The 13,728-nt window shown below is 62.2% G+C and carries 11 protein-coding genes and 2 rRNA genes; 1 reads left to right on the top strand and 12 read right to left on the bottom strand.

What is annotated here, in order from left to right; all coding sequences use genetic code 11:
- The first annotated feature begins 165 nt into the window (after positions 1 to 165).
- Positions 166 to 663: a DUF421 domain-containing protein gene (locus ACN20X_RS28630; protein ID WP_043790438.1), complete on the top strand. Its 498-nt coding sequence runs from the start codon at positions 166 to 168 to the stop codon at positions 661 to 663.
- A gap of 2 nt (positions 664 to 665) precedes the next feature.
- Here ACN20X_RS28630 and ACN20X_RS28635 read toward each other — a convergent pair whose 3' ends face one another.
- The 12 genes from ACN20X_RS28635 to ACN20X_RS28690 all read right to left on the bottom strand — a co-directional run bounded on the left by ACN20X_RS28635 (position 666) and on the right by ACN20X_RS28690 (position 13,581).
- On the bottom strand, positions 666 to 1,457 hold the full coding sequence (locus ACN20X_RS28635) for an alpha/beta fold hydrolase (RefSeq protein ID WP_016452796.1): 792 nt from the start codon (positions 1,455 to 1,457) through the stop codon (positions 666 to 668).
- A 141-nt stretch (positions 1,458 to 1,598) separates the two neighbouring features.
- Positions 1,599 to 2,729 (bottom strand): acyl-CoA dehydrogenase family protein, encoded by a 1,131-nt coding sequence (locus ACN20X_RS28640; protein ID WP_473210143.1) that lies wholly within the window; start codon positions 2,727 to 2,729, stop codon positions 1,599 to 1,601.
- A 47-nt stretch (positions 2,730 to 2,776) separates the two neighbouring features.
- Positions 2,777 to 3,439 carry an SDR family oxidoreductase gene (locus ACN20X_RS28645; protein WP_017406485.1) on the bottom strand — a complete coding sequence of 221 codons (663 nt, stop codon included), beginning with the start codon at positions 3,437 to 3,439 and terminating at the stop codon, positions 2,777 to 2,779.
- 28 nt (positions 3,440 to 3,467) lie between these two features.
- A complete protein-coding gene (locus ACN20X_RS28650; protein ID WP_016450018.1) occupies positions 3,468 to 4,091 on the bottom strand; it encodes a pyridoxamine 5'-phosphate oxidase family protein in 624 nt (207 codons plus the stop codon).
- A gap of 180 nt (positions 4,092 to 4,271) precedes the next feature.
- Positions 4,272 to 5,459 carry an acetyl-CoA C-acyltransferase gene (locus ACN20X_RS28655; RefSeq protein WP_016450017.1) on the bottom strand — a complete coding sequence of 396 codons (1,188 nt, stop codon included), beginning with the start codon at positions 5,457 to 5,459 and terminating at the stop codon, positions 4,272 to 4,274.
- A gap of 44 nt (positions 5,460 to 5,503) precedes the next feature.
- Positions 5,504 to 7,291 (bottom strand): bifunctional isocitrate dehydrogenase kinase/phosphatase, encoded by a 1,788-nt coding sequence (gene aceK, locus ACN20X_RS28660; RefSeq protein ID WP_473210144.1) that lies wholly within the window; start codon positions 7,289 to 7,291, stop codon positions 5,504 to 5,506.
- Between the two features lie 33 nt (positions 7,292 to 7,324).
- The gene (gene can / locus ACN20X_RS28665) at positions 7,325 to 7,987 is read right to left on the bottom strand and encodes a carbonate dehydratase (RefSeq protein WP_016450015.1); all 663 of its coding nucleotides are present in this window, start codon (positions 7,985 to 7,987) and stop codon (positions 7,325 to 7,327) included.
- A gap of 56 nt (positions 7,988 to 8,043) precedes the next feature.
- Positions 8,044 to 9,231 carry an isovaleryl-CoA dehydrogenase gene (locus tag ACN20X_RS28670; protein WP_047327953.1) on the bottom strand — a complete coding sequence of 396 codons (1,188 nt, stop codon included), beginning with the start codon at positions 9,229 to 9,231 and terminating at the stop codon, positions 8,044 to 8,046.
- Positions 9,232 to 9,274: 43 nt separating this feature from the next.
- Positions 9,275 to 9,733, bottom strand: coding sequence for a PaaI family thioesterase (locus tag ACN20X_RS28675; RefSeq protein ID WP_047475060.1), 459 nt, complete (start codon positions 9,731 to 9,733; stop codon positions 9,275 to 9,277).
- Between the two features lie 36 nt (positions 9,734 to 9,769).
- A complete protein-coding gene (locus ACN20X_RS28680; protein WP_013800379.1) occupies positions 9,770 to 10,171 on the bottom strand; it encodes a MerR family transcriptional regulator in 402 nt (133 codons plus the stop codon).
- A 296-nt stretch (positions 10,172 to 10,467) separates the two neighbouring features.
- A 5S ribosomal RNA gene (gene rrf / locus ACN20X_RS28685) occupies positions 10,468 to 10,580 on the bottom strand.
- Positions 10,581 to 10,705: 125 nt separating this feature from the next.
- Positions 10,706 to 13,581, bottom strand: a 23S ribosomal RNA gene (locus ACN20X_RS28690).
- Positions 13,582 to 13,728 lie beyond the last annotated feature (147 nt).

The raw sequence follows: 13,728 nt of genomic DNA on the forward strand, positions 1-13,728 counted from the left end.
GCGGCTGGCCCTGCGGAACTTGCGAAACTTGCGGAACCTGGGAGAGGACGGCGGGGGAGCAGGAATGCATGTCAGTCACGGCCGCCTTGCTGCGACCGGGTTCTTGATGGAGGACAGGCGGGCCATGATACTGACCGCGGGCCCTCGGGCCTGTAAGGAGAGCCCATGTTTTCAATGTCGGTCCCGTGGTGGGAGTTCGTGGTGCGCGGCGTGGCCGTATACCTGTTCTTGCTGGTGTTCCTTCGGCTGACGGGGCGGCGCCAGACGGGGCAGTACGCGCCCTTTGACCTGGTGCTGCTGCTCATCCTGTCGAATGCCGTTCAGAACTCCATGAATGCCGGGGACAACTCGCTGATCGGCGGCATGATCTCGGCCTCCACGCTGATCCTGTGCCATCTGCTGCTGTCCTGGCTGACTTTCCGTTATCCCGCGCTGGAGCGGCTCATCGACGGCAAGGCACAGGCCCTGATCACGGACGGCCACCTGAACAAGGATCTGATGCGCGAGGAACGCATCACGCGCGACGATATCGAGGCCGCGCTGCGTGCGGGCGGCTGCCTGCACCTCAGAGAGGTGGAGCGCGCCACGCTGGAGACCGACGGCAGCATCACCGTCGTCCTGCGCCGCCGCGACAGCGAGAACGACGGCGATCCGCCGGTCTGAGCCTAGTCGAGCTGCTCCAGGAAGCGCTCGATGGCCAGGTTCACGGGCTGCGGATGCGTGAGGTTGGCCGCATGGCCGGCCCCCGGCACCTCCACCCACTGCGCCCTGGGCAAGGCCTTGGCCATGGCGCGTGCACGGTCGAGCGTGATGGCGATGTCGTCCGTGCCATGGATGACCAGTGCCGGTACGTGGATGTCGGGCAGTCGCGGGCTGATGTCATCGCGCTGGGCCAGCGCCAGAAAGCTCTGCCCCAGGTTGATGGGCGTGGCCTTCTTCCATTTGGCGCGCCAGGCGGCCGCGCCGCTCCAGCCCTGGCCCAGGATGGTGCGCTCCACCGTGGCCGCCATGTCGTCGCTGAGGCCATGCTCCATCCAGGCGCGCAGCAACGCCTCGTGGTGGGGCATCTGCTCGGGGTCTTCCAGCATGGCCTGGGTGTCGATCAGCACCAGCGCACGCACGACCTCGGGATGGATGAGCGCACAGCGCAGCGACAGATAGCCGCCCTGCGACATGCCCACCAGCACCGCGCGCTCCACGCCCAGGTGCGCCAGCAGGGCGGCCAGGTCGTCGGCCGAGTCGTAGTAGTCGAAGGGAGCGCAATGCGCGGGGTCCGCCGTCTGGCCATGGCCACGCTCGTCCCAGCTGATGCAGCGATAGCGATCCTGCAGCGCCTGGACCTGGGGAGCGAACATGGTGTGGTCCATGAGCAGTCCATGCGAAAACACCAGGACCGGGCCGCGCCCGCCCGTGTCCTCGTAGTAAAGGTTCTGGCCGTTGACGGAAGCAATGGGCATGTCGGGATCTCCTGCGAAGGTGGTCACAAACCTGCCGGAGTCCGGTGCCCGCCTCTCCCGGGCGCCGTCCCGGCGACGCTCCATGCTAAGCCCTGCGGGTGACGGGGCCATCCGGCCCGACCCGCAGCATAGTGAGGGGCCTCAGGCCAGGGCGCGCTGGATGAGAATTTTCTGCACGTCGCTCGTTCCCTCGTAGATCTGGCACACGCGCACGTCGCGGTAGATGCGCTCGACGGGAAAATCGTTGACCACGCCATAGCCGCCCAGGGTCTGGATGGCGGCGCTGCACACGCGCTCGGCCATTTCGCTGGCGAACAGCTTGGCCATGGCCGCTTCCTTCAGGCAGGGCAGGCCGGCATCGCGCAGGCTGGCCGCATGCCAGATCAGCTGGCGCGCGGCCTCGATCTGCGTGGCGCAGTCGGCCAGGCGAAAGCCCACGGCCTGGTGGTTGAAGATGGGCTGGCCGAAGCTCTCGCGCTCCTTGGAGTACTGCAGCGCGCAATCGAAGGCCGCACGCGCCATGCCCACGCTTTGCGCGGCAATGCCGATGCGCCCGCCCTCCAGCGCCGACAGCGCAATCTTGTAGCCCTCGCCCTCGGCACCGATGAGGTTGGCGGCGGGGATGCGGCAGCCCTCGAACTGGATCTGGGCCGTGTCCGAGCTGTGCTGGCCCAGCTTGTCCTCCAGCCGCAGCACCTGGTAGCCGGGCGCGGAGGTGGGCACGATGAAGGCGCTCATGCCGCGCTTGCCGGCCGCCTTGTCGGTGACGGCGATGACGATGGCCACGTCGCCGTTCTTGCCGCTGGTGATGAACTGCTTGACGCCGTTGATCACGTAGTCGTTGCCGTCGCGGGTGGCCGCGGTGCGCAGCGCCGAGGCGTCCGAGCCCACATGCGGCTCGGTCAGGCAGAAGGCGCCCAGCATCTCGCCGCGCGCCAGCGGCGCCAGCCATTGCTGCTTTTGCGCCTCGCTGCCGTAGCGCATGAGGATGGCGTTGACGGGGCAGTTGGTGACGCTGATCACCGTGCTGGTGCCGCCGTCGCCGGCTGCGATTTCCTCCAGCACCAGGGCCAGGCTCAGGTAGTCAAGGCCGGCGCCGCCGTATTCCTCGGGCACGCAGATGCCGTAGGCACCCAGCGCCGCCAGGCCCTGGTGCACGTTCTTGGGAAAGTGGTGTTCCTTGTCCCAGCGTGCGGCATGGGGCGTGATTTCGGTGCGCACGAAGTCGCGCACCGCGTCACGGATCATTTCCTGGTCTGCGTTGAGCAGCATGTCTTGTCTCCTGATTCTTGTTTCGTTGTTCGTTGTCCCGGCCGCAGCTACCAGGCGATGCGCTGCCCGTCGTGGCGCAGCATGCGGCCCCGATCAGCCGGCGTGACGCCGGCCAGGGTGCGGACCAGACCCTGCACGCTTTGCTCCACGGTGAAGGTGGCGGACTCGCCGCCCATGTCGGTCTGCACCCAGCCCGGGTCCAGCGCGACCACGGTGGCGCCGGGCCATTGCGGCTGGGCGCTGGCCACGACCATGTTGAGCGCGGCCTTGCTGACGCGGTAGAGCCAGGCGTCGGATTCGGCGCCGGCCAGCAGCGACATCTCGCTGGAGAACAGGCCGAACACGCCGCCCGCCGCCTCGACCATCGGCGCCACCTGGGGCAGCACCTGCATGGCGCCCAGCACATTGGTGTGCATGACGCGGTCGAACTGCTCGCGCGTGGGCGGCGTGGCCGAGCTGTGGGCATCCCACACTCCGGCCACGTACAGCGCCAGCTCGATCTTCTCGCCATCGAGCTGCCAGGCCAGGCCGCTGACGCTGGCCGGATCGGCCACATCCACCAGCAGCACCTTGGCGCCCGTGGCTTCGACGCGCTCGCGATCGGCCTCGCTGCGCACCGTGGCGACCACGCTGCGGCCCTGGGCCGCATAGGCCTCTACCAAGGCAAAACCGAGCCCGCGCGAGGCTCCCAACACCAGAGTGACTGCCATGTCTTTCGACCTTTCAAATGGAATACGGTCAGCGGCCCTGCTCGCCCGCGATCTGCTTTTCGTAGCGCTCGACCATGGCCTCCTGCGTCTCGGTGGGCGCAGGCAGGCCGATCTGCTGGTGGACCATCTGGTTCACCGACGGCATGACGTTGCGCGGCACCTGGGACTCGGGCTTCCAGAGCCGGGCGCGCATGAGGGCCTTGGCGCAGTGCAGATAGGCCTCCTGCACCTGGATCTCCAGAACGATCTTGGGCCGGAAGCCTTCGTTGGCGAACAGCGCCGTGTAGTGGGCCTCGTCGCGCAGCCTGGCCACGCCGTTGACGCGCAGCGTCTCGTCGAAGCCCGGCACCATGAACAGCAGGCCGATGCGCGGATCGGCGATCAGGTTGCTGAAGCTGTCCAGGCGGTTGTTGCCGCCCGAGTCGGGGATCAGCAGCGTCTGGTTGTCGGGCGCCTTGATGAAGCCCGGCTTTCCGCCGCGCGGCGAGGCATCCATCAGCGAGCCCGCCGCGCCCCCCGTGGCCACGATGCACAGCGGCGACAGCGCAATGAAGCGCAGGCAATGCCGGTCCAGGTCCACCTGCTGCTTGAGCAAGGCCCTTTCGGCCGGCATGGCATACAGGCTGCGCAACTGTTCTTCGCTGGTGATCATGGTCGAGAGGTCAAAGTAATAGCGGATCGGCCGATCCAAGTCTAGCTCTCTGGACGTCTGTGGCGCTGCCCATAAAACTGGCGCAATGCAAATCAGAGACACCGAGGAAGGGCCTACGCCGGCCGCGCCGCCCCGCACCGAGGGTGTTGTCCCCCTTTCAGGGGGAGGGCGCGCAGCGCCTCAGGGGGTGACCATTTCTATCGCCATGGCTGTTCCTTCGCCGCCGCCTATGCACAGCGTGGCCAGGCCGCGCTTGCCGCCACGCGCCTGCAGGGCGTGCAGCAGCGTGACCAGGATGCGCGCACCGCTGGCGCCGATGGGGTGGCCCAGCGCGCAGGCGCCGCCGTTGACGTTGACCTTGTCGCGCGGCACGCCCAATTCGGCCATCAGGGCCATGGGCACGACGGCAAAGGCTTCGTTGACTTCCCACAGGTCCACATCCGCCGCCGTCCAGCCGGCCTTCTTGAGGGCCTTCTGCGTGGCGCCCACGGGGGCCGTGGTGAACCATTCGGGCTCCTGGGCATGCGTGGCATGGGCGACGATGCGCGCCAGCGGCTTGCAGCCCAGCTCCTTGGCCGTGGACTCGCGCATCAGCACCAGGGCGGCGGCGCCGTCGTTGATGCTGGAGCTCGATGCCGCCGTGATCGTGCCGTCCTTCTTGAAGGCGGGCTTGAGGCTGGCGATCTTGTCCAGCTTGGCCTTGGCCGGGCCTTCGTCGATGCTGACCGTGACATCGCCCTTGCGCGTGGAGACGGTGACGGGCGTGATCTCGGCCGCGAAGGCGCCGCTTTCCGTGGCGGCCTGGGCGCGCTTGACGCTTTCGATGGCGTAGGCATCCTGCTGCTCGCGCGTGAAGTGGTATTTGGCGGCGCAGTCCTCGCCGAAGGTGCCCATGGAGCGGCCCGGCTCGTAGGCGTCCTCCAGACCGTCGAGCATCATGTGGTCATAGACCTTGTCGTGGCCCATGCGGTAGCCGCCACGGCCCTTCTTGAGCAGGTAGGGCGCATTGGTCATGCTCTCCATGCCGCCGGAGACCACCACATCGCGGCTGCCCGCCACCAGCTGGTCATGGGCCAGGATGGTGGCCTCCATGCCGGCGCCGCACATCTTGGACAGGGTCACGGCGCCCGTGCTGCGCGGCAGGCCACCCTTGAAGCCTGCCTGGCGCGCAGGCGCCTGTCCCTGGCCCGCCATCAGGCAGTTGCCGAACAGCACTTCGTCCACCTTCTCCGGCGCCACGCCGGCACGCTGCACGGCGGCCTTGATGGCGGCGCCGCCCAGATCGTGGGCCGCGAGATCGGCGAAGTCGCCCTGGAATGCGCCCATGGGGGTGCGGGCTGCGCCGACGATGACGATGGGGTCTTGCATGCTTATCTCCTGGATGTGGTGATGGTGAGGGGAAAACAAACGAGTCAGGCCAGCCAGCGGCTGCGCTCGTAGGGATAGACGTCGTGCACGTGGCCTTCGCGGATGCGCTGCTGGTGCCCCTGCCAGAAGGCGGGATCGAGCAGGTCGGCATGGTGGCGCATGAAAACTTCGCGCACGGCCGGATTGCCCAGCAAAAAGGGCGCGAAGGTTTCCGGGAACACATCGCGCGGGCCCACGGGATACCAGACCTCGCCGCTGAGCTCGTCTTCCTCGTTGCGCGGCGCAGGCACCTGGCGGAAATGGCAGTCGGTCAGGTATTCGATCTCGTCGTAGTCGTAGAACACCACCTTGCCGCCGCGCGTGATGCCGAAGTTCTTCCACAGCATGTCGCCCGGGAAGATGTTGGCGGCCACCAGGTCCTTGATGGCATTTCCGTATTCGATCACGGCGCTCTCCAGCCGCTGCCGCGGTCCCGGCAGGTCCAGCCCGTCATCGAAGCACTCCTGCAGCAGCAGGTTCAGCGGCACCATGCGCCGCTCTATGTAGAGGTGGGAGATGATGACCTCCTGCCGGCCATCGCCGTCGCGGTCGCTGATCTCGACCTGGCTGGGCGCGTGCCCCAGGATCTCGGCGATCAGCGCCTCCGAGAAGCGCTCGCGCGGGAAGGCCACCAGGCTGTACTCCAGCGTGTCGGCCATGCGCCCCACGCGGTCGTGCTGCTTGACCAGGCGGTACTTGGCCTTGACCTGCTCGCGGGTGATCTCCTTGGGCGCGGCGAACCGGTCCTTGATGAGCTTGAACACATAGGGAAAGCTGGGCAGGTCGAACACCAGCATGACCATGCCCTTGATGCCGGGCGCGATGCGGAACTGGTCGCGCGAATGGCGCAGGTGGTGCAGGAAGTCGCGGTAGAACAGCGTCTTGCCCTGCTTGGCCAGGCCCAGGGCGTTGTACAGCTCGGCGCGCGGCTTGCGCGGCATGAGGCTGCGCAGGAACTGCACGTAGGCGCTGGGCACGTCGGTATCGACCATGAAGTAGGCACGCGCAAAGCTGAAGAGGCCGTGCAGGTCCTTCTCGCCGAACAGGGCCGCATGCAGCACCAGCCGGCCGTTGTCCCCATGCAGGATGGGCACGGCCCAGGACAGCTCGGCAAAGCCGTTGATGATCTTGCCGACGATGTAGGCGCCCTTGTTGCGGAAAAACAGGCTGGACAGCACCTGGATCTGGAAGTTGGCGTACAGGCGCATGGCCTGCAGCTGGGGCTCCAGGCGCTCGGCCAGGCGGGCGATGTCGCGCTCCAGGTCTTCAAAGGGGCGCTGCAGCGCGAACTGCTCCACGACTTCGCGCAGCGTCTGCGACAGTGTCTCGCGCGTGGGGTAGAAGGCCAGGTAGGCCGGGCGTGCGGTCGGCTCCTGGTTCTCTATGTATTCCGTACTGACGGCCGGCCGCACGAAGATGAAGTCGTTGTGGAAGTGCGTACGGTGCAGGATCTTGGTGGTGACCGAGTTGAAGAAGGTCTCGGCCAGCTCCGGCTGCAGGTGGTTGACCATGAGCCCGATGTAGTGGCGCTTGATCTGCTGCCAGACCGGCATGGGCTGGGCGCCGGCCGAAAACTCCTTTTCAAGCCGGCGCACGCATTCGCGCACGCGCAGGTCGTAGAACTCGATGCGCTCGCGCTGCGCGCGCTGCTGGCCCAGCCAGTCGGCCGTCTCGAAGCGGTGCTTGGCGCGGGCCGATTCGGCGCGGAACAGGCGGTAATGGCGGTTGAAGCCATCCATCATCGCCCGCGCGATGTCATGGGCAAGCAGGGTGTCCTGGGCAGGCATCGGCATGAAGTCTCCCGGGGTCCCGCCTGCCATGGCCGCTCAGTCGCGCTGGCGGCTGGCGACCAGCTCGACAGCCTCGGCATGGATGTTGGCGATGCCGCCGACACCGGGCACGGTCATCTGCAGATTGGTGATCAGGCCGTCCTTCAGGCCATAGCACCAGCCGTGCAGCGTGACCTTCTGGCCGCGCGCCCAGGCATCCTGCATCACCGTGCTCTGCGCCACATTGATCACCTGCTCGATGGCATTGAGCTCGCACAGCGCGTCATGGCGCCATTGCGGCGACAGGCTGGCCAGCAGCGCCTGGTGCTTGTCGCGCACGTCCTTCACGTGGCGGATCCAGTTGTCGGCCAGGCCCACGCGCACATCCTCCAGTGCCGCCAGCACGCCGCCGCAGCCATAGTGGCCGACGACCATCAGGTGCTCGACCTTGAGCTGGTCCACCGCGTACTGGATGGTGGACAGGCAGTTCAGGTCGCTGGGCACGACCACGTTGGCCACGTTGCGGTGCACGAACACCTCGCCGGGCTCCAGGCCCGTGATCTGGTTCGCGGGCACGCGGCTGTCGGAACAGCCGATCCACATGTAGCGGGGTTTTTGCTGCGCCATCAGCCCAGTGAAGAAACCGGGCCGGTCACGCTCCACCTGCTGGGCCCATTCGCGGTTGTGGACAAACAGCTCTTCGATGGAGGTTGTGCTCATAAACAATCCTTTTGTTGGGGTCAAACTCAAGAACGGCGCAGCAGGCAGGCGAAAGATCAGCAGGTCTCTGCGAACAGCTCGCGGCCGATCAGCATGCGACGGATCTCGCTGGTGCCGGCGCCGATCTCATAGAGTTTCGCATCCCGCCAGAGACGACCCAGTGGGTATTCGTTGATATACCCATTACCCCCATAGATTTGAACGCCTTCGCCGGCCATCCATGTCGCCTTCTCGGCGCACCACAGGATGACGCTGGCGCAATCCTTGCGAACTTGGCGAACATGCTCGGTTCCCAGCAGATCGAGGTTTTTGGCGACCGTATAGGCAAAGGAGCGGCCCGCTTGCAGCACGGTGTACATGTCCGCCACCTTGCCCTGGATGAGCTGGAACTCGCCGATGCTCTGGCCGAACTGCTTGCGGTCATGGATGTAGGGCACGACGTTGTCCATCACCGACTGCATGATGCCCAGCGGCCCGCCCGTCAGCACGGCGCGCTCATAGTCCAGGCCGCTCATCAGCACCTTGGCGCCGTTGTTCAAGCCGCCCAGCACGTTCTCGGCCGGCACCTCGACGTTCTCGAACACCAGCTCGCCCGTGTGGCTGCCACGCATGCCCAGCTTGTCCAGCTTCTGGGCAATGGAAAAGCCCTTCATGCCCTTCTCGATCAGGAAGGCAGTCACGCCGCGGGCGTTCAGCTCGGGCTCGGTCTTGGCGTAGACCACCAGGGTGTCGGCATCAGGACCGTTGGTGATCCACATCTTGGTGCCGTTGAGCAGGTAGTAGCCGCCCTTGTCCTCGGCCCTGAGCTTCATGCTGATCACGTCCGAGCCGGCGCCGGGCTCGCTCATGGCCAGCGCGCCCACATGCTCGCCGCTGATCAGCTTGGGCAGGTACTTGGCCTTTTGCGCTTCATTGCCGTTGCGGTTGATCTGGTTCACGCAGAGATTGCTGTGCGCGCCGTAGGACAGGCCCACCGATGCGCTGGCACGCGAGATTTCCTCCATCGCCACCATGTGGGCCAGGTAGCCCATGTCGGCACCGCCGTACTGCTCGGACACGGTGATGCCCAGCACGCCCAGGTCGCCGAACTTGCGCCACAGGTCCATGGGGAACTGGTCGTCGCGGTCGATCTCGCCGGCGCGCGGTGCAATCTCGGCCTGTGCGAACTCGCGCACGGCATCGCGCAGCGCGTCGATATCCTCGCCCAGTTGGAAGTTCAGGCCCGGCAGGTTGGAAAGGCTCATCTCATGTCTCCTGTGGAAATTGGGGGAAAGAACGCCGCCCGGCTCAATCGGCCAGATCGCGGCCCTGCACGCACATCAGCGTGCAGCCCATGGTGGCAATCAGTTTCTCGCGGCCTTCGTCGATGGCGTAGGCGCGCCCTTCGGTCACGGTGATGGTGCGGCCCGGCTTGAGCACACGGCCTTCCATGCGAAAGCGCTGGCCCTTGGCAGGGGCCAGCAAGTTGATCTTGAATTCAATGGTGAGCACGGCAGCATCTGCTGGCATCAGGGTCAGCCCTGCGTAGCCGCAGGCGGAATCCAGCGCCGCGGAAACCATGCCGGCATGCAAAAAGCCATGCTGCTGCGTCAGCCCGGGCGCCCAGTCCAGGCAGACATCGACGGCACCGGGCTCCAGCAAGGACAGCTCGGCGCCCAGGGTGTGCATCGCGCCCTGGCGTGCAAAACTGTCTTGCACACGGCGGGCAAAGTCGCTGTTGGCAGGTTCCAGGCGGGGCACGGTCAAGGCAAGCCTCACAAATTACGTTTACGTAAACGTCAATTATGAAGCATTTTTCCCATCCAGGTGTTTCAACAAAGTGCGGGCCTCGGATTCCTGCTCTCGCACCTCGGCCAGGTTGGCCTGCAGATCGGCCAGGCGGTCTTCGAGCTGGCGGCGGTGCACAGCCAGCACCTCCAGGAATTTGCGCAGTTGCACGCCCGTGTCACGGGGACTGTCGTAGAGATCGATGATCTCCTTGGCTTCGTTCAGAGACAGTCCCAGCCGCTTGGCCCGCAAGGTCAGGCGAAGACGTGTGCGATCACGCGCGCTGTAGACGCGATTGCGTCCGCCAGGCCCGGCACGCTCGGGCTCAAGCAGGCCCATGTCCTCATAGAAGCGGATGGCCCGGGTCGTGAGATCGAACTCCTTGGCAAGATCGCTGATGGTGTAGGTGGTCGACATGGCTGGAGAGTCCGCCGGCATCCACAGCCGGCGGCCATGGGAATGCGACGTTGACGTTAACGTCAATGCTAGCGGAATTGTCCACAGGAAACTGCGCCGGATGTTGCATCCGGGTGCGACGAAGAAGCCTGGCAGGAATAAAAAGAGAGCGCGTCAGCGCTCTCTTTTTTGGGTTGTCCGTTTTCGGATGTTCCGTTGAGCTGTCCGTTTTGGCTGTTCTGCCTGTTTCCCCGTTTCCTGCACCCCAATGCAAAAACCCCGTAGCTTTGGGCTACGGGGTTTCTTGGGCTGTAAGAGCCTGACGATGACCTACTTTCACACGGGAACCCGCACTATCATCGGCGCAAAGTCGTTTCACTGTCCTGTTCGGGATGGGAAGGAGTGGTACCAACTTGCTATGGTCATCAGGCATAACTTATTGTCATGCTGCTCTTGTGAGCAACACAACGAATTCATAGAGTCTGTAATCAGCTTTGTATTTTGACTGCGCCTTACTTGGCATAACCACCTTGATGATCACGTCATCAAAGTTATAGGGTCAAGCCTCACGAGCAATTAGTACTGGTTAGCTTAACGCATTACTGCGCTTCCACACCCAGCCTATCAACGTCCTGGTCTTGAACGACTCTTCAGGGGGCTCAAGGCCCCGGCAGATCTCATCTTGAAACGAGTTTCCCGCTTAGATGCTTTCAGCGGTTATCTCTTCCACACTTAGCTACTCGGCAATGCCACTGGCGTGACAACCGATACACCAGAGGTGTGTCCACTCCGGTCCTCTCGTACTAGGAGCAGGCTTCCTCAAATCTGCAGCGCCCACGGAAGATAGGGACCAAACTGTCTCACGACGTTTTAAACCCAGCTCACGTACCTCTTTAAATGGCGAACAGCCATACCCTTGGGACCGACTACAGCCCCAGGATGAGATGAGCCGACATCGAGGTGCCAAACACCGCCGTCGATATGAACTCTTGGGCGGTATCAGCCTGTTATCCCCAGAGTACCTTTTATCCGTTGAGCGATGGCCCTTCCATACAGAACCACCGGATCACTATGTCCTGCTTTCGCATCTGCTCGACTTGTCAGTCTCGCAGTTAAGCACGCTTATGCCATTGCACTATCGTCACGATGTCCGACCGTAACTAGCGTACCTTCGAACTCCTCCGTTACGCTTTGGGAGGAGACCGCCCCAGTCAAACTGCCTACCATGCACTGTCCCCGATCCCGATAAGGGACCTGGGTTAGAACCTCAAACGCACCAGGGTGGTATTTCAACGTCGGCTCCATGAGAACTAGCGTCCTCACTTCAAAGCCTCCCACCTATCCTACACAGATCCGTTCAAAATCCAATACAAAGCTACAGTAAAGGTTCATGGGGTCTTTCCGTCTTTCCGCGGGGAGATTGCATCATCACAAACATTTCAACTTCGCTGAGTCTCTGGAGGAGACAGTGTGGCCATCGTTACGCCATTCGTGCAGGTCGGAACTTACCCGACAAGGAATTTCGCTACCTTAGGACCGTTATAGTTACGGCCGCCGTTTACTGGGACTTCAATCAAGAGCTTGCACCCCATCATTTAATCTTCCAGCACCGGGCAGGCGTCACACCCTATACGTCCACTTTCGTGTTTGCAGAGTGCTGTGTTTTTATTAAACAGTCGCAGCCACCGATTTTTTGCAACCGCTTTGGGCTCCCTTTGTTCAAGTTCACCTACTTGCGGCATACCTTCTCCCGAAGTTACGGTATCAATTTGCCGAGTTCCTTCTCCAGAGTTCTCTCAAGCGCCTTAGAATACTCATCTCGCGCACCAGTGTCGGTTTGCGGTACGGTCGTGTGTAGCTGAAGCTTAGTGGCTTTTCCTGGAAGCAGGGTATCACTCACTTCGTCTGCAAGCAGACTCGTTATCACCCCTCATCTAAGCCCGGCGGATTTGCCTACCAGGCACGACTACAGGCTTGAACCAACATATCCAACAGTTGGCTGAGCTAACCTTCTCCGTCCCCACATCGCACTACACATCGGTACAGGAATATTGACCTGTTTCCCATCAGCTACGCATCTCTGCCTCGCCTTAGGGGCCGACTCACCCTACGCCGATGAACGTTGCGTAGGAAACCTTGCGCTTACGGCGAGGGGGCTTTTCACCCCCTTTAACGCTACTCATGTCAGCATTCGCACTTCTGATACCTCCAGCACCCGTTACCAGGCACCTTCACAGGCTTACAGAACGCTCTCCTACCACTTGCAATAAATTGCAAATCCGCAGCTTCGGTAACTGGCTTAGCCCCGTTACATCTTCCGCGCAGGACGACTCGATCAGTGAGCTATTACGCTTTCTTTAAATGATGGCTGCTTCTAAGCCAACATCCTGACTGTTTTAGCCTTCCCACTTCGTTTCCCACTTAGCCAATTTTAGGGACCTTAGCTGGCGGTCTGGGTTGTTTCCCTCTTGAGTCCGGACGTTAGCACCCGGTGCTCTGTCTCCCAAGCTGTACTCTGCGGTATTCGGAGTTTGCATAGGTTTGGTAAGTCGCCATGACCCCCTAGCCTAAACAGTGCTCTACCCCCGCAGGTAATACTTGAGGCACTACCTAAATAGTTTTCGGAGAGAACCAGCTATTTCCAAGTTTGTTTAGCCTTTCACCCCTATCCACAGCTCATCCGCTAGTTTTGCAACACTAGTCGGTTCGGACCTCCAGTACCTGTTACGGCACCTTCATCCTGGCCATGGATAGATCACTTGGTTTCGGGTCTACACCCAGCGACTGGACGCCCTATTCGGACTCGATTTCTCTACGGCTCCCCTATTCGGTTAACCTTGCCACTGAATGTAAGTCGCTGACCCATTATACAAAAGGTACGCAGTCACCCTTGCGGGCTCCTACTTTTTGTAAGCATGCGGTTTCAGGATCTATTTCACTCCCCTCCCGGGGTTCTTTTCGCCTTTCCCTCACGGTACTGGTTCACTATCGGTCGATGATGAGTATTTAGCCTTGGAGGATGGTCCCCCCATATTCAGACAGGGTTTCTCGTGCCCCGCCCTACTTTTCTCTAGCTCAGTACCACCAGTCGGTTTTCACATACAGGGCTATCACCTACTATGGCCGGACTTTCCATTCCGTTTTGTTAACCGTCTGACTATCACTAGAAGGCTGTTCCGATTTCGCTCGCCACTACTTTCGGAATCTCGGTTGATGTCTTTTCCTCTGGGTACTTAGATGTTTCAGTTCTCCAGGTTCGCCTCGCATACCTATGTATTCAGTATGCGATACCCTTGCGGGTGGGTTTCCCCATTCAGAAATCTCCGGATCAAAGCTTATTTGCCAGCTCCCCGAAGCTTATCGCAGGCTATCACGTCTTTCGTCGCCTATCATCGCCAAGGCATCCACCACATGCTCTTAGTCACTTGACCCTATAACTTTGATCTCTCTTGCGAGATTTCGCCGTTTTCTTTCAAGGACTTGCGAGGTCTCTCACCTCGCGCGTTATGCCGTAATGTGAATGAATTCTTTGACATTTCTGTCAAGAGAACAATTCGTCATTACTTGAATAAAACAAA

Source organism: Delftia sp. PX-1 (assembly GCF_055797465.1).